The sequence below is a fragment of the Enterocloster aldenensis genome, from assembly GCF_003434055.1.
Classification (GTDB): domain Bacteria; phylum Bacillota; class Clostridia; order Lachnospirales; family Lachnospiraceae; genus Enterocloster; species Enterocloster aldenensis.
This window is the reverse complement of sequence record NZ_QVEX01000008.1, coordinates 53144-72145: the sequence shown is the minus strand read 5'-3', so window position 1 is coordinate 72145 and position 19002 is coordinate 53144. Positions and strand designations below refer to the sequence as shown.

Here is a 19002-nt window from a genome sequence, read left to right as displayed (position 1 = left end):
TAAATTGCTATTTTCGATAATAACAGAGCTGTCAGAAAAACAGCAGAAAGAGAGGAATTATGAGATTTTTAGCAGCATTGAACAATATGAAAAAGGGTATCCCAATGAAACTGCCGTCCTGGGGTGGATATTGGTGCTGGGATCCGGAGAAGGAAACAGTCGTTATGTACACAAAGGATAATCAGAGGCTTGATATCCGTGAGACACAAAGGGTGGAATATACATTGCAGAATGTGTTATCGGAGGATTGGATTCCGGCCAATGGAGAAAACACACCCATCCTGGGCGGCGTTGCCACATTTGGTTTTGGTGATGCTATTAAATACATGAAACGTGGATTGAAAGTTAAAAGACAGGGATGGAATGGAAAAAATCAGCACATTGAACTGGCAACCAGTATCAGCTATAAAAATGCAGAGGGCGAGATTGTAAACTGTATGCATGATGCCATCGGAAATAAAGCCATTGCGTTTGTTGGCACGAGCGGAGTACAGATGGGATGGCTGGCAAGCCAGGCTGATATGCTGGCAGAGGACTGGATGTTTGTTGAGTAATATATTTTTGCTATTTAAAAAGAGAAAATGAAAGAAAGGAGGGGATACCTCATGAATAAAAACATTATGGTTTTGAAAGATTCCACGGAAATCCAAATGGAGGATGGGTCGGATAAATATAGCATACATATAGTTGTCGAGGACCTGGCAACACTTGGGACATTGTGGGACAAACTCACAATGGATAATCTGGCGGAGGTGAGTATTAAGAATACTGAAGGTGCTGAGATAGGGACCTACAAAGACATGGCCCTTTGCAGTCCGGCTTTTCGGTCGGTTGATAAGACCGAAGATGGAAGGATACAGGCCGCATTTGAGATCCGACAGAAAACGGAACTGGAACTTCTGAAAGAACAGATTGCCGCAATGAATGAAACCCTGAGTGTCCATGACGGCGCGATTGGGGACATGGGCGCTGTCATAAGCGCCGTGGCAGAGGCACAGGAAGGGGGGACGGTATAATGGGAAGGTATTATGGCATTAAAATCAGGGACAATATCATGACATTGGAACAGGTCCCAAGGCTTTGGAAGGCTATGGCAGAAAAATGGCTGGAATTGAATCCAGCGGTATAAGGGAGCATGGATGTATATAAGTACCAACACAATCATAACGGCAGCCAGCGTAATCACGGCCCTGGTAGTGATATTCTCCGCTGTATTCGGAGTATACCGGTGGTACCTGAGACAGAATATGCAGGATGAGGAGATTGAGCATATAAAAGCCGAACAATGTCTGCTTACATATGGGGTACTGGCTTGCCTGAAAGGTTTGAAAGAGCAGGGGTGCAATGGCCCTGTGACGGAGGCAATAAACAAGATTGAGAAGCATATCAACCAGCAGGCACATGAATAGGAGTGATGGAATGAAAAAAATTGATTGGGCAAGGAAACTGACAAGCCGGAAGTTTTGGGCTGCTGTAGTAGGGTTTGTGACCCCTGTCATGATGGCATGTGGGGCAAGTGACAATCAGGCCACCCAGGTGGCAGGAATCATCATGGCTGGTGCTACCCTGATTGCGTACATAATCGGGGAGGGAATGACGGACGCAGCCGCAGTAGGAAAAGGAACCGAGGACGAGGAGCGGGTGGCTACCAAATAGCCGGAGGTGGTCCAAAATCTAATAGGTACAACAAAACTGGAGGGGAGGCAGAGGTGCTTTCCCTTTTATGCTTACAGGAGGGATTGTAATGATTGATAATGCATATGCGAGAGGACAGAAGCTATTGTGTGGGGATTACAGCCAGTATACGCCGACAGGAAAATCCTATTTCGTTAAAAAAGGAAGATGGTTCACGGTACCCAAGAGAGGTGATATTGTCTATTTCTATTACTCTTCCTTGGGAAGGGTAGGACATGTGGCCGGAGCCGTGGTGGTCGAAGCAGACTATAAAAAAGAAACATTCAAATTCACAAGTGTGGAAGGAAATACATCTGGGAATGCAGGGGACCGAAACGGAGGGTGTGTTGCCAGGCATACATATGAAGCGTCCTTTGATGATGTAGGCGGCACAAAGAAGATTAATGGATTCGGACGGCCGATCTACAGCATGGATACCTGCACAGAAGATGAATTTATAGCCGTACTCAAAGGGGAATTGGGTTACATCGAAAAAGCAAGCAATAAAAATCTGGATAGTAAGACCGGGAACCCGGGATATAACAATTATACAAAGTACGGGAAATGGTATGGATGTACCCCTGCATATTGGTGCCAACAGTTCATTTCCTGGTGCGCGTATGAAGCCTGCCGGTTGCGCATGGAGAAATCAAAGACCGGCTGGGAAAAGCAGGAAGATGGAACCTGGAAATACCTGCGGTATGGAACATATATCAGGGATGAATGGGAACTGATTAATACGGTAGCTGGCCCACAGTGGTTTGTCTTTGATGGCACAGGACGAATGACAACCGGGTGGTTCGGAAGTGATGATGAAGGATGGTACTACATGAACCCGGATGACGGTGCCATGTTGGCTGGACAGTGGTTTGAGGTAGCACACAAATGGTACTATGCAACCAAGACCGGGGAAACGGCAAAGAACGTGTACGTCAAATCAACAACACCAGGGATATATTGCTGGGTGAACGGAAACGGGGAGTGGGAAAAACAGTGGGATACAACAATGCCAGATCTGCAAACCTATGGATTGGCAGAATAGGAGGTAGGCATGACCGTAGGTGAATTGATTGAAAGAATCATAATGCTCAGAGGCAGGCAGTATGACGAGGATATCATGGTGGGATGGCTGAACGAGATTGAAGGACAGGTGGTTGATGATGTGGTGAACCGGGCAGAGGGATATGATATGGTGTTTAAGCCATTGTCATATGCACAGGACACGGAAAGGCAGCTGACCATCCCGGAACGGTTCCAGGACGCGTATATCAATTACATGCTGTCCAAGATTGACTACCATAACCAGGAAACGGAACGCTATAACAATGATGTGGTCATGTATAACAGTGCATATGATGCGTATGCGGCCTGGTTCCGGCGCACACATAAGCCGAAACGAGGGGCCATGTTCTCAAAATTCTAGGAGGAAGCCATGGGGAGATTACCATATCTGACAATTGCGCCCAAGGAAACCAGCCGCCAAATAGGGAATTTCATGGGGCTGAACAAAGGGACTGTCATAAATGAAAATGAGTTTTCAGACATGAGGAACATGTCATCCATCATGTTCCCGGCCATCATGACCAGGAAACCAAGGGGGAAGATACTGAAGGAGTTATCGAAACCTCATGGCCTATTCTACAAAAATGGACTGGCCTATGTGGACGGGACGAAGATGTACTATAAGGATAAGGAGATTGCCACCGTATCCGATACAGACAAGATAATCGTGGGGATGGGAGCCTATATGGTTGTCTTTCCAGATAAGTTCATGTACAACACCTCGAATGGGGAGAAAAAGGAACTGGAATCCACATGGAAGCAGTCGACATCCGCCACATTTGCACAAACAACAGCCGGATCAACCATGGTTAAAATCAGCTGCACAGGAATAGGAAAACAGTTCAGCCAGTTCGATGGGGTGAAGATAGACGGGTGTACAAACAGCAGTTTCAATAAATCCACAACAATACAGGAGATTGCGGATGATTACATCATCATCATAGGGGATTTATCTGCGGGTTTCACGCAGGCCAGCGGCCTTACCATTACCAGGACGGTACCAGACATGGATTATGTATGCGAAAGCGAGAACCGCCTGTGGGGATGCTCCAGCGAAGCGCATGAAATATACGCAAGCAAGCTGGGAGACCCGTGTAACTGGCAGGCATTTGAAGGTATCAGCACGGATTCCTACTCGGTGACGGTTGGGAGTGACGGGGATTTCACGGGATGCCTGTCCCACCTTGGATACATCCTGTTTTTCAAGGAAGATACCATACACAAGATATTCGGGAATAAGCCGAGCAACTATCAGGTGACCACATCCACCCCTATGAGGGGGATTGCAGAGGGGTGCCAGAAAACAGCCTGCATCGTAAATGAAACCCTGATGTATGTCAGCCGGAATGGCATATGCAGCTATGACGGTGCACAACCGGAGGCCGTGGCAGAGGCGCTGGAGCCATTAGGATTCGTGGAAGGGGCAGCCGGGCAGTATGATGGGAAGTATTATGCGTCACTGAAGGACCGGAACGGGAAATGGGGGCTTTATGTATATGACATGGTTAAAAGGATATGGGATAAGGAGGATGACCTGCACCTGCTACACATGGCATATGGGGCAGGGGAACTGTACTGCATAGACGATAACGGGGCATTATACACCATATCCGGTGACCGGGAGGAACTGATAGAATGGATGCTGGAAAGCGGGGATATGCTGGATGGGACGATAGAATACAAACATCTTAAAAGGTTGCTGTTTAATGTACAGATGCCGACGGGGTCCGAATTGGACATCTTCCTGCAATATGACGACCAGGAAGGATGGGAAAAGCTTAACACATATACGGCCAGGTCATCCAGGACCCTTACATTGACGGTCATACCGCGCAGATGTACGAAGTACCGTTATAGGATTGAAGGGAAGGGACCGGCAACCCTTATAGCCATGGGCAAATACATAGGATATGGGAGTGAGATTCATGGCAACATTTAAACCCCTGATCCTGGACAGGGACCAGGACATAAAAAAATTGATGACCCAGCTATACAGATTCAGCGAGGACCTGAAGACCACGTTTTCCAGCCTCGAACTGGAGGACAACTTAAGCAAAGAAACCCTGGATGTACTTCGAAAAAGGGGGGATAGGGTTAAGAAACTGTATTTTGACACAGATAAATTACAGATAAGTTTTGATGATTATGGTTCGGACGTACATACAAGCCTTACCCAGTTAGAGGACAGCATAAAGCTACTGGTATCCAAGGGAAAAGTAGTGGAAACCATGCTTTCACGGATGGAACTGTATGGGGAGAGCATAAGGCTGAAGACCGGACAGGTGGTGATACAGGCCAACAACATGACGCTGAATAAGCTTGGGGATGCAAACTTTTCAGGAAAGATCATCGGTAGTTCCATCAATATTAATGGCAGGTTCATCGTATACCCGAATGGGGACTGCTATATAGATGATTCGCTTACCACGGAAACATTGAATCCGAGCAACGGAATCTATGCGGCGGAACTGGAGGTATACAACGACAATGAATACATCAACCAGATAACCGGTAGATGCAGTTCAGGAAGCCTGTGGATCACAACACGGCTGCTTTGCAGACGTGTCAGGTATTCATCGGATAGACGGCTGAAAAAGGACATAACCAGCATACCGGATGATACAGCTGCGGATGTCGTTGGGAAACTGAGGCCGATTGTATTCACGCATAAGAGTGGGGAACGTGCAGTCGGATATAAGGCACAGGACCTGTATAGGATTCAGGAGGATGAGGATATAGGGATGCCGCTGGTGTACAGGAAAGGCAGGTATCTCAGGCTTCCATACGCAAATTATGGTTCGCTATATGCGGGTGCCATACAGAACAATCAGAAGCGGATAGAAAGGCTTAAGGAAAGGATAGGAGGTTTGGAATGTCATATTTCAGCATGCCAGCCATAGGCGGACAGGATATCAAGAAGGTGTACAACTATATACGGCTGCTGAATGAGCAGCTGAAATACTGCTTCACCAGCATATCGCCGGAAGATAATTTTGACCTGGAATCCCTGATAAAATACCAGGAGACAGAAACAAACATTGCCCAGCTGGAAGTGACAATGGAAGGTTTCATATCCCAGTTCAAGAACCTAAAGACGGACGTTGAGAGCAGCATAAAGGTCCTGAATGGGCAGATTGCACTGAAAGTAAGCGTGGGGGAACTGTGTTCGGAGATATCGGCTACAACTGATGCGATTACATTCAGGACAGGTTACCTGATTATAGACAGCAAGAATTTTAAACTGTATGCGGACGGGACAGCTGAGTTCTCTGGGAAAATCACAGGAGGCTCAATTGACATCAATGGAAGGTTTACGGTTGACCCATCAGGGATAGTGCATATTGATTCCACCACATTCTCACGGCAGATTACAACAAATGGACTGCTGTATACCAATTATATGAGGATTGGAGGGGATGCATCGATAGAGGGGGAAGTATCCTGCACAAGTATGCATGTATCAGGTGATGTGACATGCGAAACCCTCACAGAAACATCCGATGTACGATTAAAGCATGATATACAGGAAATACCGGATGAGACATCCTTGAGGGTGGTGCTTGGAATGCGCCCTGTAACATATGCCTATAAGGACTCTGATGTACGGTCCATGGGATACATAGCACAGGATATTGACAGGCTGTTGGAGGACTTGGACATAGACCTTCCCCTGGTCGACCATACCGGGGACTACCTGTCAATACCATACGGGACTGATGGTGTCCTATATGCCGGGGCTATCCGGCAGCAGCAGAAAGAATTGGACGATTTGGAAAATAGGATAAGGAAATTGGAGGAAATAGCAGCATGATTATGTATGATGAGCAGAACATAAACGCAATGGGTACCATTTTACAGAAGATAAAGGTTGAGGGGGTGAATCAGGCCAGGATGCTTGTCATGCTGGACGAATTACTGAAGACGGGCGAACAGAAGGAGGAGGAGCAGGAACAGCTGGAGAGGAAAACAGAGGAAGAAAAGGAAATAAAGCCGGAGGACCAGAAAAAGAAGGAGGGGAAATAGAATGGCAATAGGAAGCATTGTAGACTATTTGAGGGGACAGGGAAAGGATAGTTCCTACAATAACCGCAAAAAACTTGCGGAGCAGTATGGAATAAACAATTATTCCGGCACTGCCAGCCAAAACACGAACCTGCTTAAGGCCATGCAGGGAGGAGGACAGGGAAGCCCAGGTGCTTCCCAACCAAATACCAACGTGGCGAATGGAAATAATGTGACCATAAACCCAGTATCCAGTTCCTCGCCCGGCAGCCCAGCAACAGATTACCTTACCGGATATCAATACAATAAATATAGGCCGTCCCAGAAGGTAAATGATTATGCTGACAGGCTGGACGAACTGGAAAATAATAAGCCAGGCGATTACCAGAGTAAATATAATAGCCAGATTGACAGTATCATAGACAGCATCCTGAACCGGCCCAATTTTGACCAGAACAGTGTGTATGACACGGACCTGTATAAAAACTACCGTGAGCAGTACATGCAGCAAGGCAACAAGGCCATGCGGGACACCATAGGAAACATATCGGGTATGACCGGCGGATATGGCTCCACATATGCCACAGCCGCAGGGCAGCAGGCATATGATAACCATATCAGCCAGCTAGGGGACAAGACCCTTGATATATACGATAGGGTGTATCAACAGTACCTCAACGAGGGACAGGAGATGTATAACCAGCTGGGTATGGTCAACAACCAGGATAGTATTGATTATGGACGTTACCGGGATACTGTCAGCGATTACTATAATGACCTTAACTATTATGCAGGCCGGTATGATAGTTCATATGCGCAGGATTTTGGGGAGTATACATACAATCAGGACGCAATGAAATGGGCAGAAGAGTACGCATATCAGAAGACCCAGGACGCATTGGCACAGCAGAACTGGCAGACACAGTTTGATTATCAGAAGGAGCAGGATGCATTGCAGTATGCGCTTCAGCAGCAGAGGGCCGCAGGCGGAGGAAAATCAAAATCTGGTTCAGGTGGAAGTGTGGGTAAGTTAAGCGAATCAGAAGCTGAACAGTATCTTGATATAATCCGAAGTAGCAAAGGTGTTGCGGCAGCAAACAAAGAATATAAATATCTTATAGAAAATGGGCTTTTGGAAAACAATGTAATGTCACCATCCGCAGTTGAGGCTGCCAGAAGTTACAATACGCCCAATCTGGGATATAAATATTCAGATGAGAACAAACTGAAATACGCTATGAGCATGATGAACAGAAAGTGAGGATGTGTATATGGCATTATCACCAAGGGTAAAAACTTTGTTGCATGAAAGGGGAATTGCCGGATACGAGGATATAAGCGGAGAAGATACGGCACCACAGCGTCAGATATCCTCAAACGTGCAAGGAATGCTTGAAAAGCGGAAAAAGCAGATTGCCGGATATGATAAGGTAAAAACCAAAAAGACGGATAAACGGCAATATTCCATCTATGGGAATGATGAGAAGACACTGTACAGAAGCCATTTAGCCCAGATGGCAGAGGATTATGCCAGGGAACGTATCAAGAAACATGAAGCAGATGTGAACAATACAGTGCAGGATTCACATTCCATGTCACAGACGGATTTTTTCAGGGCAGACAGGGAAAATGCCAGAAAGATGGCAAGGGATAAAAAATTCGCGGAGTGGAGGAATGACCAGACGGTAGAACCGGAAAGGGATATAAGCCTCAATAACCTGCTTGAATCGGCCAGCAGTGAACAGCTTTCACAGATGGGGAGGTCTGCGAAGGAAGCCAGCAACAAAAGGGAGAAGGAAATCCATGAGGCGGCAAAGCATGGCTTCACGTTACCTCCGTTCGCGAAGCCGATATCTTATGATGATATTGAGCAGATGCATGATTATGATACGATGATAGCGAAAGCGAAGGAGGATGGTGACCCGCTTGCACCACGGGGATTTTTTGGTAAACAGCGTTTCACGGATGATGAGGTTGTCAAATACACAAACGGATTTGACGCATCGAATAATAAGCTTAGAAGGAATGCTTTGTTAAATGACCAGGAAAGAAACCGATATTATTATCTCTATGAGAAAAAGGGAAAGGAAACGGCAGACCTATACCTGGAGTCACTTCAGAATGAAATAAATTATAGAGGGGCAGCAGAGGAATACGCGGCAAACAGAAGTCTTCCTGGAGTTGTGAGGATTCCTAACGATATGATTCAATCCTTCGAGGGTGGGGCAAAAAGCGCGATAGAAGGATTAAAGGCATTGCCAGATGCGTTTATGGGAAAAGAAAGGGATTACACCACGAAAGAGCATGAATACTACCAAAGCATGCTGCTGAATGATGCATCCGGCCCTGAAAACTGGGCATATAAAGCATCGAACGCACTCGGGAACATGGCTCCATCTGCGATGGCGGCATATGCAACGGCAGGCGCGAGTCTGGGAGCCGGAGCAACAGGAAATGCGGCAGGGATAGGAGGAAAACTTGCAGGTTTCCTGGGGAAAGGATTAACAGTGGCAGGCACTGAAATGGCAGCCCAGACGGCAGGACAGACATATCGACAGGACATCATGGAAGGCCGACCAGTAAAAGGAGCACAGATAAATGCAGCCCTGACTGCGGCAGATGAAATGGTAACAAACTGGCTCTTAGGAGGAATCGGATATCTGGGAGGCGGAGTGGTAAAGAAAGCCCTTGGAAATAGCCGGGTTGCACAGGCAGCTAAACAGGGAGTATCCAACGCCCTGGCAAAGAATCCAGCTGTAAAACGTGCCGTCCTGGGAGCGGCAGGATATGGAGCCGATATGCTCTCAGAAGGGACCCAGGAGGCCACACAGGACCTCACAGAATCCTTGAGGAAGCATTTCATCTATGGTGATGAACTGGATTTGGCCGGGGACTTGAAGGATCCGCAGACATGGGAAGATTTTGCTTTGGGAGCAATTACAGCCGGAGTGATGAATGCACCTGGTGCAATCGCGAACAATGTTGCCATGAATGATTATGGAAAGAGCCTGGATGTAGATTATCGTGATTATGCGCAAGGATTAGACATATCACCAGAAAGCTATGCCAATGAGTCAGACTACCAGGAGGCAGTTAACCTTATGGAACTGGCAGAGGAGTACGCTGCAAGGCAGGCGAATAAGGAGTATATATCGAATAGGGACAAGGCAGAATATGACCTCAGATTACAGCAGCTTCAGCAGAGTGTATTAGAGAATAATGCCAGTGAAACAACGGATATAACCTCACAGAATGAACAGCAGGACGGGAGTGGATACAAAGCCGAACAATACCAGCCTGAGCATGAAAAGGCAGAATATGAGCCTTATACGAGGTCGGAACCGCAGACAGAAATCCACGATAAAATGGATGATCTCACTGGACCGCAGGTGCAGTATACGGAAGGGGAACTGGATGCCTGGGCAGAGGTGTACGGAAAAGAAGGACAGCAGGCTTTTAAGACCGCGTATGACAATGAAACTGATTTACCAAGCTATTACCGGGCATTCGCACAGGCATATAATGCAGGACGGTATAACATGGAGCCAAAAGGGCCAGGCAGGGCAGAGGCTGCAATCATCCTGTCACCGGAGCAATTTGCACAGGCATATAAAGCCGGTGCGCATGACCGCAATTCAGAGATTGGATATGATCCGGAAACATATGAGATGCGTGGGATGGTACAGGGAGCGCCAAAGGAAGGCGGGCTGGGGACTGTCTCTGAAAACGCCTCAGATGCGCAGAAGAAGGTTGCAAGCCACATAGGAAAGATTACAGGATTGCAGATTAACTTGGTGGATGAAATGCCAGGAGGTGCTGTGGCGTCCTATGAGAAAGGACGTATCACCATATCTGTAAATTCAAACGATTTCAACGGCTCAGTATCCCATGAACTGACGCATTTTATTAAGGAATATGCATCAGATGCGTATCAGATATATCAGGATAAATGCATAAAGGCTATAACAGAATCTGAGGGCGTGGATATTGAGGATATGGTATCCAGCTACATAGCGGCGTATGAGAAGGAAGGGCAGAAACTGAGCCGCGCAGAGGCCATGGATGAAATCGCCGCAGATGCAACCCAGAAGTTTCTGAATGATCCGGATTTCATAAATAGTGTGGTACACGATGATGTAAACCTGGCTCAGAAGGTAATTGATTTCTTTACAGACGTGATAGAGGCCATTAAGGAACTCATACAGACCGGAAGCACCAGGAAAGCGGCAAAGGGTTTGGAAGAAAATCTGGAGTACTTTGAAGAATGCCGAAAAACCTGGCTGGCAGGTATTGATGAGGCTGGAGGACGGTATAAATCAGGAATGGAACTGGAGGGTGAGGGAAAAAGTAAGTATGTCCTCGAAAATCCGGACCAGGTAACCGACCAGAAGATTGAAGAAAATTATGGTATCGTAGTGGATATGGAGCCAGTAATCAGCCTTAAAGGAAATGAGTTTATGAAAGGGGATAAGAATTTAGGCCAGCAGGTAAGGGAATATTTCGATTCCTTCGGGAACCTGGTCCATAATGATGTAGTCGGGGATATCATTATAAACAACCGCTCATTCAAGGATGATTCAGCCCATGGGTTGGGCCGCCTGAAATCCATGACATTCAAGTCGGTACCGGAGGTATTAAAAAATGGGAAGGTATTGAACTATTCAAAAAACTGGAAGGAAAGAGGTTATGATTCGGCGGTAATAGGTGCAAAGATAAACATAGAATCAGGGGAATACAAAGGGGATTATTACGAATTGTGTGTTGTGAAAGTAGATGAAAGCAATCGAATGTACCTTCACGAAGTCCATACAACAAAGATGGATGAAGCTTCGTTCAAGACCGGGGCCGCCAAAACTGGGGGCTTGCCCGGCGAAGCTAATCATCCATCTGTCTATAGTATATTTGATAGGCTGTTAAATGTCAAGGATGGACAGGACCGCAATAACCTCAAATATCAGTTGGAAGATGTGGATGAGTCCGTAACGAAAAGACGGCTGGATGCCATGATATATGAAAACCAGATGTTAAAAGAAGCTAAAAAGTTGCTGGAAAAACAGTTTGAACTCACATCCAAGAGTGCGGTGAGGCAAGAGGATGTAGGAAAAGTAGCAAGAAAGTTGTTGAAGGATTATAACAGTACCTATAAACAGGAAACCCTACATAAGAACCTTGATAGACTGTATGAGTACATCAGAAGCGCAGAACAGGTGGACGGGATGGAAGTAACCGAAGCGGCAACGAACATTGCCAAAAGCATCCTGAAGAAATCACAGCAGGTCGATACGGAACTGGCCCAGCAATATAAAGACCTGAGGAATCAGATAAAGAATACCAAGATTAAGATTTCGGACCAGGACAAAGCGGACCTCGCAGCAGCTGGCGGCTATAATGAATTTCGAAAACGTAATTTTGGCCGCATGAAGCTGGGAAGTGAAGGTATATCCATAGACAGCCTATATCAGGAATTAAGCGGACAGCACCCGGAACTGTTTCCTGATTCGATAACCCATCCGGCAGACCAGTTACAGACAATTGCATCTGCACTTGAGCAGACCGATGCACAAGTTAATAATCCATATCACGCCAACATGGACGAGATGGCTTACATTGTAGGCCAGGATATACTACAGTCATATTTTGATGTAAGGAACGAGAAGCCGACATTTGCAGACCGTAAGGCGGCAGAGGTACAACGGGTAAAGCGGACGTATACGCAGAAAATGTCGGAATATAAGAGCAGCATAAAGCAGAAATATGAACAGGAACTGAAAACGATTCGGAAGGATAACCTGGATAAGGTACAGGAGTTGGCAAAATCATATAGGAATCTGTCAGAGGCCCAGCAGAGGGAACAGAAGGATTACTATAAATCAAAGATGGATGCGCTCAGAAATGAAAAAAACCAGAAGATGGCAGCCATGCAAAGCAGAAACCGTGAGCAGATACAGAAGATACGTGAAAGCCAGATAACCAAAGAAGCAAAAAGGGTTATCATAAAAGAGTCTAAGACAATGCAGAACTGGCTCTTAAAGCCAACAGATTCTAAGCATGTACCGGAAATACTGAGGACCACGGTTGCACAATTCCTGAACAATATTGATTTTTCCTCAAATGAATTGAATAATAATGGAATCCCAACACAAAGAACGATTGAGTGGGGGAAGGCAAAGGATGCGTTCAAGAAAATTATAGACAGTGGTGGAATTATGGAGGATGGGAGTTTCGTGGAAATTGACCCGGATTTAGCGGTTCGGATAGAAGGACTGGTAAATAAAACCGATGGGATTGATAAACTGGATAATCTGGACGCATACAACATGGAGGACCTGAAGAAAGTTGTCCTGTCCATGAAAAAGGCCATAATAGAATCCAACAGTCTAAAAGGCAACAAGAAATCAGGAGAGGTAAGTATCCTTGCAGAGGGCATATTTAATGATTTAAAGATGAGAAAAAATCGGGAAGAGTATGTACATCTCATTGGAGGAGCAGACAACTTACTTAATTATAATATGCTGGATCCCCAGACAATGTTTGGGATGATGGGAGAGAATGTAAAATCGACTTATGATTCACTCCGGGATGGATTGAACCGTAAAACCTTGAAATTAAAAATTGCAGAGGACAATGTGGATAGACTCCTCAAGGAAAACAGAATCACATACAAGGAATTGCGTGAATGGACTGGACAAAATGCGAAAGCAAGAAGTTTTCAGACTTCAGGAGGGACAATTGAGTTAACGGTATCAGAAATCATGTCATTATATGAACTGAATAAACGTAACCAGGCGAAAGGGCATATATATGACAGAAATGGTGGAATCAAACATGCCCCGAGATTAAGCAATACCCGGTTTGAGAAGGGGAAGCTTATTCCTGCAAAAATTGATAAAAATTTTAGTCCTGTCAGGGTAAGCGAGGTGGATGTAGAATCAATCATCAATACATTGACCCCAGAGCAGAAAGCATTAGCTGATGGATTACAAAGGTTTATGGGAAATGAATGTGCCGAATGGGGAAACGAAGTCACAATGGAGATGTACGGATATCAGAAATTCACTGCCGGAAATTACTTCCCAATCGTAACTGATAAGAATTATATCGAGACGAGGCAGGGGAGGATGAATGATAGGAAATCCACAATCAAGAATATGGGAATCACCAAAAACACAACCCAGGGTGCTCATAACCCTATCATTATTGAAGACATATTTGACGTATATTCAAGGCAAGTGGACCATATGAGTACATATAACGCCTATGTAATACCCTTATCAGACCTGAACAAAGTATTTAATTATAAGGATATGCGTAATGATGCAGGGGGGATAAGCATAAAGCAGGAAATTGAGCGCACATTTGGAAAGAAAGGGCAGGAATATATTGACAAGCTGGTAGAGGATATTAATGGCACCATCAACTCAGAAAAAAGCATAGGTGATAAGCTGCTCTCAAACATGAAAGCAGCATCAGTTGCCGGTAACCTTAGGGTTGCCATTCAGCAGCCTACTGCATATGTAAGGGCAGCAATGGAGATATCACCGAAATACCTTTCAAAAGGTGCCATGACTATGACCAGAAAAGGACAATGGGAACTTATATGCAAGTATGCCCCAATTGCCCAATGGAAAGACTGGGGTTTTTATCGTATGGATACCAGCAGGCAAATGAAGGATATAATGTTTAACACTGATAGCAGTAAACAGAGGTTTGTTAATAAGACAATGATATTGGCAGAGGCTGGGGACAAGCTTGCATGGAATAGGCTGTGGAGGGCCTGCGAGTATGAATGTATGGATATGCACCCGGAATTGAAGGAAGGGACAGAGGCGTTTTATCAAGAAGTAGGAAGGAGATTCAGTGAGATTGTTGATAAGACCCAGGTTGTTGACTCAGTGCTTCACCGGACACAGATTATGAGAAGTAGACATGCATTGGATAGACTGGCTACAAATTTCATGGCTGAGCCATTAAAGACTTATGATATGCTGTATAGGGCGGCTGCTGATGTAAGGATGGGAGTCCCAGGGGCAAAAAAGCGTGCAGTAAGAGCGGGGGCGGTATTCCTCCTGACCGGAGCATGTACTGCACTTGCTGCTTCTGTTGTAGATGCATGGAGGGATGATGATAGAGACAAAGACTTTGTAGACAAGTATTGGGAAAGTTTTCGAAGCAATATGTTAGATTCATACAATCTCATAAATAACATTCCCTGGGGTAAGGATGCCATGTCCGCAATGATTGGAGGATATTCGCCTATCAGAGCAGATTTATCAGGATTTAATGACTTGGGATATGCATGGAAGCGAATACAGCAATTACAGGATGGTAGTAGCAAATATACCCCGCAGGAAGTCGTCATTTACACAACCAGGATGGCGAGTAAGACATTAGGGGTTCCGGTAAATAGCATAGTAAGGGATGCTGGGGCGATTGCGGATACCGCTATAAATGCGTTTGGAAGCGAAACAAGTGATTACAAATGGCTGAAACAGAAGTATGATATAGGAAGTAAACAAAACCTTAATCTATATGTAGGTATGATGATAGAAGCCCATAGGAACAACGATATAGAGTTGCAGCAGAGAATCAAGGATGACCTTAATGCAGCCGAGATTGACAATGATACAATCAGCAGTAAGATTAAATCCCTCATAAAGGGAGAACTTATATCGAAAGACCATGTAGACCCAAGGATTGATGCAGCCGCCCAGGCTAAGATGGAAATGGATTTGGATACCTATGAATCTGCTATAGATGAATTAATGGTAGAAGGATATGCTGGGAAGTTAATCGGCTCCGCCATAGAGTCCAGGATGACACAGCTTAGTACTGGTGATGATATTGACTGGGAGGCAGAGGCTGCTTTGGAACCGGACGAACTATATGGAGAGATTTTAACCGGAAAACCAGAAGAAGAGGGCGAGTGGAGTATATATGGCACAGGAGATATAATAAATGCAATAGAGATGTTTGATAACACTGCAAAATCCTTAGATACATTTAACAGGATATCAAGGTCTATTGTTGATAGTAAAGTTAAATCCGGAAAGAAGGAAAAGGATGTAATAGGAACACTTAAATCTGTTATCACAAGAAAATATAAGTCTGAATGGATAGAGGCATATAAGAAAAGGGATAGAGCATCCTATGAGGCCATACAGAACAAACTGAAATTTTTGAAGGTGAATGGAAAAGCCTTATATAACAGTGAAGACTGGGGGAATTGGATTAAGGATGCGAAAAAGGCTTAGTGTGATGATGGCAGCAGAAATGCTGCCATTTATCGATTGAAATAGCAATTTTGGAGCAAACAGATATACAGATAATATAGATAATCTGTTTAAAAATTGTATAGTTCAATTGTTTCCTTCGCTTGGCACTACTGGTACCTTTCCAGTATCAGACATTAATGGGTCATTTTTGCGCGTTGTTAATAATGGTAGTGACTTCTGCTTTCAGCAACTTGACATCATAACCAACAAACACACAACATCATATATCCGTAGTTGGTATTATGGCAATGATACAGTATACCCTGGATGGTCTGATTGGCGAAGGGTTATCACAAACGCGGATTTAGCCTCTGGTGCCGTGTCATATACAGGGCTAACGGCTGGAGGTGTGACCCAGAAAACTATAACTTTTGGAAAATCTTTTTCGAAGGCTCCCATTGTTTTAGTACAACCTGTGACAAGTAACACAGCCGCACAAGTCAGGGTACGATCAATAGCAGCAACATCGTTTATAATTGATATAACACTACCTTCAAGCATGACAGCGTTAACTGTATATTGGTGTGCCATTATTAGTAACACGTAAAATAATCATTTCGTTGTCCAGCCACTCCAAACGCCCTCACGCCTATATCTGGTATATAGGTTAGGGTCGCCAACCGCCATTGCCAATTGGCATAGCCACTGATCACCAAGGCTGTACGTAAGGCAGAATCCATTGCCGTACGCAGTGTTTCCTGTGGACTTGGGGGTGCTGGCCGTATTGGAATCCCACGCAACTATGTTGACAACTCCCGCGGTATTATTGTTAATGTCTCCCACAAGGCTTGTTTTGAGTGGATTCAGGGATTCCTTTACATTGTTCAGGTCTGCGGATAATCCAGACACTGTATCAGCATTGGCCTTGGACTCTAAATTGCTATTTACATAAGGAAAGGTTGGAATTGTGTAAATTATTTAAACTGGTATCATAATGGGTAACAAACAGTAAAAATACACTGTATTTAAAGGACTTCACACTTTTGTGAAAAAAATGTGAACCCGGCAGTCCATGCAGCCGTATCTTCCATATAGGAAGCGCCATAGGAAATATTCATGGAGGACACGGCTGGGCCGGGTTACAGGTTCCTGTGGATGGTTTCCAGAATCCCGCGCAGTTCCCCCACATCAATCTGTCCGGGCGCCGAGGCCCCGCCCGCAGATCCAAAGGTCAGGCAGGAGCCAAAGACCTCCCCGCTTAAACGGCTGATAAGCCCGGTGCCTTTCATGGACATGGAAATGACCTGGCAGGAAAGGGTGCGGGATGCTTTTTCCGTGGCTGACAAAAGGGTCAGGACGTCGCCGGCCGATTGTGGCATCACGGCAATCTTGGCAATATCAGCGCCCAGGAAGTCCATGCGTTCCAGGCGCTTTAACAGCTCCTTTTCATCGGGCGTTGCGGTAAAGTCATGGTTGGAGAGGATGACGCCCACGTTGTTTGCATGGGCCAGTTTAATCAGGTCCCGGACCGTATGGTCATCGGAGAACAGCTCGATGTCCACCAGGTCGGCTGAGCCGGAACAGATGGCCCGTTCAAGAAGGGTCCGGTAATCAGCCGCGGATGCAGGAAGGTTCCCGCCCTCCCCTTGGGTCCGGAAGGTAAAGAGCAGTGGGATCCTGCCCAGGGTCCGGGCCAGGACAGGCATCACCATGTCCAGGGTGCCGGGGTCCAGTATGCCCGTATACCAGTCAGCCCTCCACTCAGCCACATCCACCGGAAGCGTGGTAAAACGTCCGGCTTCCCGTATAAGGGAATCAAAGCCGGATTCCACCAGAGGCGCGCATATCTTGGGAATCCCTTCCCCCAGTATTACATCTTTTATCTTCACAATATTCATATGGAACCAGCCTTTCTTTGTTCTGCTATGGGTCTTATTATAAAACGGGGAGGAGGATTCGTCCATACGGATATGAAAATAAATACAAAGTCCTTGCGATTCATAGATGATTCGGTTAAAATAAATGCAGCACGAAAGCCGTGAATAGAGGAAAGGAAGTATTGAAGAGATGAAATGCCCTTATTGCAACGAATCAGATACAAAGGTTATCGATTCAAGGCCTGCCGATGACAACAGTTCCATCCGCAGGCGCCGCCAGTGTGAGAGCTGCGGCAAGCGTTTTACCACCTATGAAAAATTGGAGACCATGCCCCTGATGGTGATAAAGAAGGATGAATCCAGGGAGACCTATGACCGCTCCAAGATTGAAGCCGGGATTATCCATTCCTGCCATAAGCGTCCTGTGTCCACCCAGCAGATCAACACGGTGATTGACGAGATTGAGAACCAGATATTTAATATGGAGGAAAAGGAAGTACCTACTTCTGTCATCGGCGAGCTGGTCATGGAGAAGCTTAAGATGCTGGATGAAGTGGCATATGTGCGTTTTGCTTCCGTATACAGGGAGTTCAAGGATGTGAACACATTTATAGATGAGATTGGAAAACTGCTTAAAAAGTAGACAAGGAAGGATTAACGCGGATTATGCTGGAAATGTTTTATCCACAGCGGTATGAGGTTTCTGCCTATGTGATTCCATATGACCACTACCATGCCCAGGGAATCAGGGGCGTCATATTTGACGTTGACAATACCCTGGTCCCCCATGATGCGCCGGCAGATGACCAGGCCAGGGAACTGTTCAGGCATCTTCATGAGATGGGGATGGAAACCTGCCTTCTGTCCAATAATAAGGAACCAAGGGTTAAGGCCTTTGCGGAAGATGTGGGTTCTGCCTACATCTATAAGGCCGGGAAACCAGGAACAGCCGGTTATGGGAAGGCCATGGAGCGCATGGGCACGGACAGGGGGAGCACACTTTTTGTGGGTGACCAGCTGTTTACGGATGTGTATGGGGCCAACAGGGCCGGTATCCTGAGCATTTTAGTCAAACCCATCAATCCAAAAGAGGAGATACAGATTGTCCTGAAACGGTACCTGGAAAAGCCGGTGCTGTATTTTTACGAAAGGCACCGCCGCAGGAAGGCGTGAGG

Annotated in this window: 16 protein-coding genes; 14 read left to right on the top strand and 2 right to left on the bottom strand. The window is 45.8% G+C overall.

All coding sequences use genetic code 11. The features are described 5' to 3' along the window. Nucleotides 1-59: 59 nt before the first annotated feature. The 12 genes from DWX59_RS16680 (at nucleotide 60) to DWX59_RS16625 (ending at nucleotide 15989) form a co-directional block, all read left to right on the top strand. Complete coding sequence (locus DWX59_RS16680) at nucleotides 60-554, top strand: DUF2829 domain-containing protein (RefSeq protein ID WP_117560355.1); 495 nt, start codon at nucleotides 60-62, stop codon at nucleotides 552-554. Between the two features lie 51 nt (nucleotides 555-605). Next, a complete protein-coding gene (locus DWX59_RS16675; protein ID WP_117560354.1) occupies nucleotides 606-1016 on the top strand; it encodes a hypothetical protein in 411 nt (136 codons plus the stop codon). Between the two features lie 123 nt (nucleotides 1017-1139). Further along, a complete protein-coding gene (locus DWX59_RS16670; RefSeq protein WP_117560353.1) occupies nucleotides 1140-1409 on the top strand; it encodes a branched-chain amino acid ABC transporter permease in 270 nt (89 codons plus the stop codon). Between the two features lie 10 nt (nucleotides 1410-1419). Continuing rightward, nucleotides 1420-1656 carry a hypothetical protein gene (locus DWX59_RS16665; RefSeq protein WP_117560352.1) on the top strand — a complete coding sequence of 79 codons (237 nt, stop codon included), beginning with the start codon at nucleotides 1420-1422 and terminating at the stop codon, nucleotides 1654-1656. Nucleotides 1657-1744: 88 nt separating this feature from the next. After that, nucleotides 1745-2716, top strand: a complete 972-nt coding sequence (locus DWX59_RS16660) for a CHAP domain-containing protein (RefSeq protein WP_117560351.1) — start codon at nucleotides 1745-1747, stop codon at nucleotides 2714-2716. Nucleotides 2717-2725: 9 nt separating this feature from the next. Then, complete coding sequence (locus DWX59_RS16655; RefSeq protein ID WP_117560350.1) at nucleotides 2726-3097, top strand: hypothetical protein; 372 nt, start codon at nucleotides 2726-2728, stop codon at nucleotides 3095-3097. A gap of 9 nt (nucleotides 3098-3106) precedes the next feature. Next, nucleotides 3107-4675, top strand: coding sequence for a hypothetical protein (locus tag DWX59_RS16650; RefSeq protein ID WP_117560349.1), 1569 nt, complete (start codon nucleotides 3107-3109; stop codon nucleotides 4673-4675). Beyond that, nucleotides 4662-5636 (top strand): tail fiber domain-containing protein, encoded by a 975-nt coding sequence (locus DWX59_RS16645; RefSeq protein WP_117560348.1) that lies wholly within the window; start codon nucleotides 4662-4664, stop codon nucleotides 5634-5636. The genes DWX59_RS16650 and DWX59_RS16645 overlap by 14 nt, the downstream gene beginning before the upstream one ends. Continuing rightward, complete coding sequence (locus DWX59_RS16640) at nucleotides 5609-6547, top strand: tail fiber domain-containing protein (protein ID WP_117560347.1); 939 nt, start codon at nucleotides 5609-5611, stop codon at nucleotides 6545-6547. The genes DWX59_RS16645 and DWX59_RS16640 overlap by 28 nt, the downstream gene beginning before the upstream one ends. Next, on the top strand, nucleotides 6544-6759 hold the full coding sequence (locus tag DWX59_RS16635) for a hypothetical protein (protein WP_117560346.1): 216 nt from the start codon (nucleotides 6544-6546) through the stop codon (nucleotides 6757-6759). Before DWX59_RS16640 ends, DWX59_RS16635 begins: the two co-directional genes overlap by 4 nt. A gap of 1 nt (nucleotide 6760) precedes the next feature. Then, a complete protein-coding gene (locus tag DWX59_RS16630; protein ID WP_117560345.1) occupies nucleotides 6761-7999 on the top strand; it encodes a hypothetical protein in 1239 nt (412 codons plus the stop codon). Nucleotides 8000-8009: 10 nt separating this feature from the next. Then, the gene (locus DWX59_RS16625) at nucleotides 8010-15989 is read left to right on the top strand and encodes an OmpH/Skp family outer membrane protein (RefSeq protein WP_117560344.1); all 7980 of its coding nucleotides are present in this window, start codon (nucleotides 8010-8012) and stop codon (nucleotides 15987-15989) included. A gap of 261 nt (nucleotides 15990-16250) precedes the next feature. On the opposite strand, the gene DWX59_RS29035 is transcribed toward DWX59_RS16625, so the two are convergent. Together DWX59_RS29035 and aroD are read right to left on the bottom strand one after the other, a co-directional pair. After that, a complete protein-coding gene (locus tag DWX59_RS29035) occupies nucleotides 16251-16541 on the bottom strand; it encodes a hypothetical protein (RefSeq protein ID WP_207660439.1) in 291 nt (96 codons plus the stop codon). A gap of 548 nt (nucleotides 16542-17089) precedes the next feature. Further along, nucleotides 17090-17848, bottom strand: coding sequence for a type I 3-dehydroquinate dehydratase (gene aroD, locus DWX59_RS16620; protein ID WP_117560343.1), 759 nt, complete (start codon nucleotides 17846-17848; stop codon nucleotides 17090-17092). Nucleotides 17849-18017: 169 nt separating this feature from the next. Here aroD and nrdR point away from each other — a divergent pair, with 169 nt between their 5' ends. Together nrdR and DWX59_RS16610 are read left to right on the top strand one after the other, a co-directional pair. Continuing rightward, nucleotides 18018-18470 carry a transcriptional regulator NrdR gene (gene nrdR, locus DWX59_RS16615; protein WP_008724885.1) on the top strand — a complete coding sequence of 151 codons (453 nt, stop codon included), beginning with the start codon at nucleotides 18018-18020 and terminating at the stop codon, nucleotides 18468-18470. A gap of 23 nt (nucleotides 18471-18493) precedes the next feature. Then, entirely contained in the window at nucleotides 18494-19000 is a 507-nt protein-coding gene (locus DWX59_RS16610) for a YqeG family HAD IIIA-type phosphatase (protein ID WP_117560342.1), read from the top strand. The last annotated feature ends 2 nt before the right edge of the window (nucleotides 19001-19002 follow it).

Bases quoted from the DNA above. Each gene is read 5' to 3' on its own strand.
- DWX59_RS16680 (WP_117560355.1), top strand. From the start codon at position 60: ATGAGATTTTTAGCAGCATTGAACAATATGAAAAAGGGTATCCCAATG.
- DWX59_RS16675 (WP_117560354.1), top strand. From the start codon at position 606: ATGAATAAAAACATTATGGTTTTGAAAGATTCCACGGAAATCCAAATG.
- DWX59_RS16670 (WP_117560353.1), top strand. From the start codon at position 1,140: ATGTATATAAGTACCAACACAATCATAACGGCAGCCAGCGTAATCACG.
- DWX59_RS16665 (WP_117560352.1), top strand. From the start codon at position 1,420: ATGAAAAAAATTGATTGGGCAAGGAAACTGACAAGCCGGAAGTTTTGG.
- DWX59_RS16660 (WP_117560351.1), top strand. From the start codon at position 1,745: ATGATTGATAATGCATATGCGAGAGGACAGAAGCTATTGTGTGGGGAT.
- DWX59_RS16655 (WP_117560350.1), top strand. From the start codon at position 2,726: ATGACCGTAGGTGAATTGATTGAAAGAATCATAATGCTCAGAGGCAGG.
- DWX59_RS16650 (WP_117560349.1), top strand. From the start codon at position 3,107: ATGGGGAGATTACCATATCTGACAATTGCGCCCAAGGAAACCAGCCGC.
- DWX59_RS16645 (WP_117560348.1), top strand. From the start codon at position 4,662: ATGGCAACATTTAAACCCCTGATCCTGGACAGGGACCAGGACATAAAA.
- DWX59_RS16640 (WP_117560347.1), top strand. From the start codon at position 5,609: ATGTCATATTTCAGCATGCCAGCCATAGGCGGACAGGATATCAAGAAG.
- DWX59_RS16635 (WP_117560346.1), top strand. From the start codon at position 6,544: ATGATTATGTATGATGAGCAGAACATAAACGCAATGGGTACCATTTTA.
- DWX59_RS16630 (WP_117560345.1), top strand. From the start codon at position 6,761: ATGGCAATAGGAAGCATTGTAGACTATTTGAGGGGACAGGGAAAGGAT.
- DWX59_RS16625 (WP_117560344.1), top strand. From the start codon at position 8,010: ATGGCATTATCACCAAGGGTAAAAACTTTGTTGCATGAAAGGGGAATT.
- DWX59_RS29035 (WP_207660439.1), bottom strand. From the start codon at position 16,541: ATGGCACACCAATATACAGTTAACGCTGTCATGCTTGAAGGTAGTGTT.
- aroD (WP_117560343.1), bottom strand. From the start codon at position 17,848: ATGAATATTGTGAAGATAAAAGATGTAATACTGGGGGAAGGGATTCCC.
- nrdR (WP_008724885.1), top strand. From the start codon at position 18,018: ATGAAATGCCCTTATTGCAACGAATCAGATACAAAGGTTATCGATTCA.
- DWX59_RS16610 (WP_117560342.1), top strand. From the start codon at position 18,494: ATGCTGGAAATGTTTTATCCACAGCGGTATGAGGTTTCTGCCTATGTG.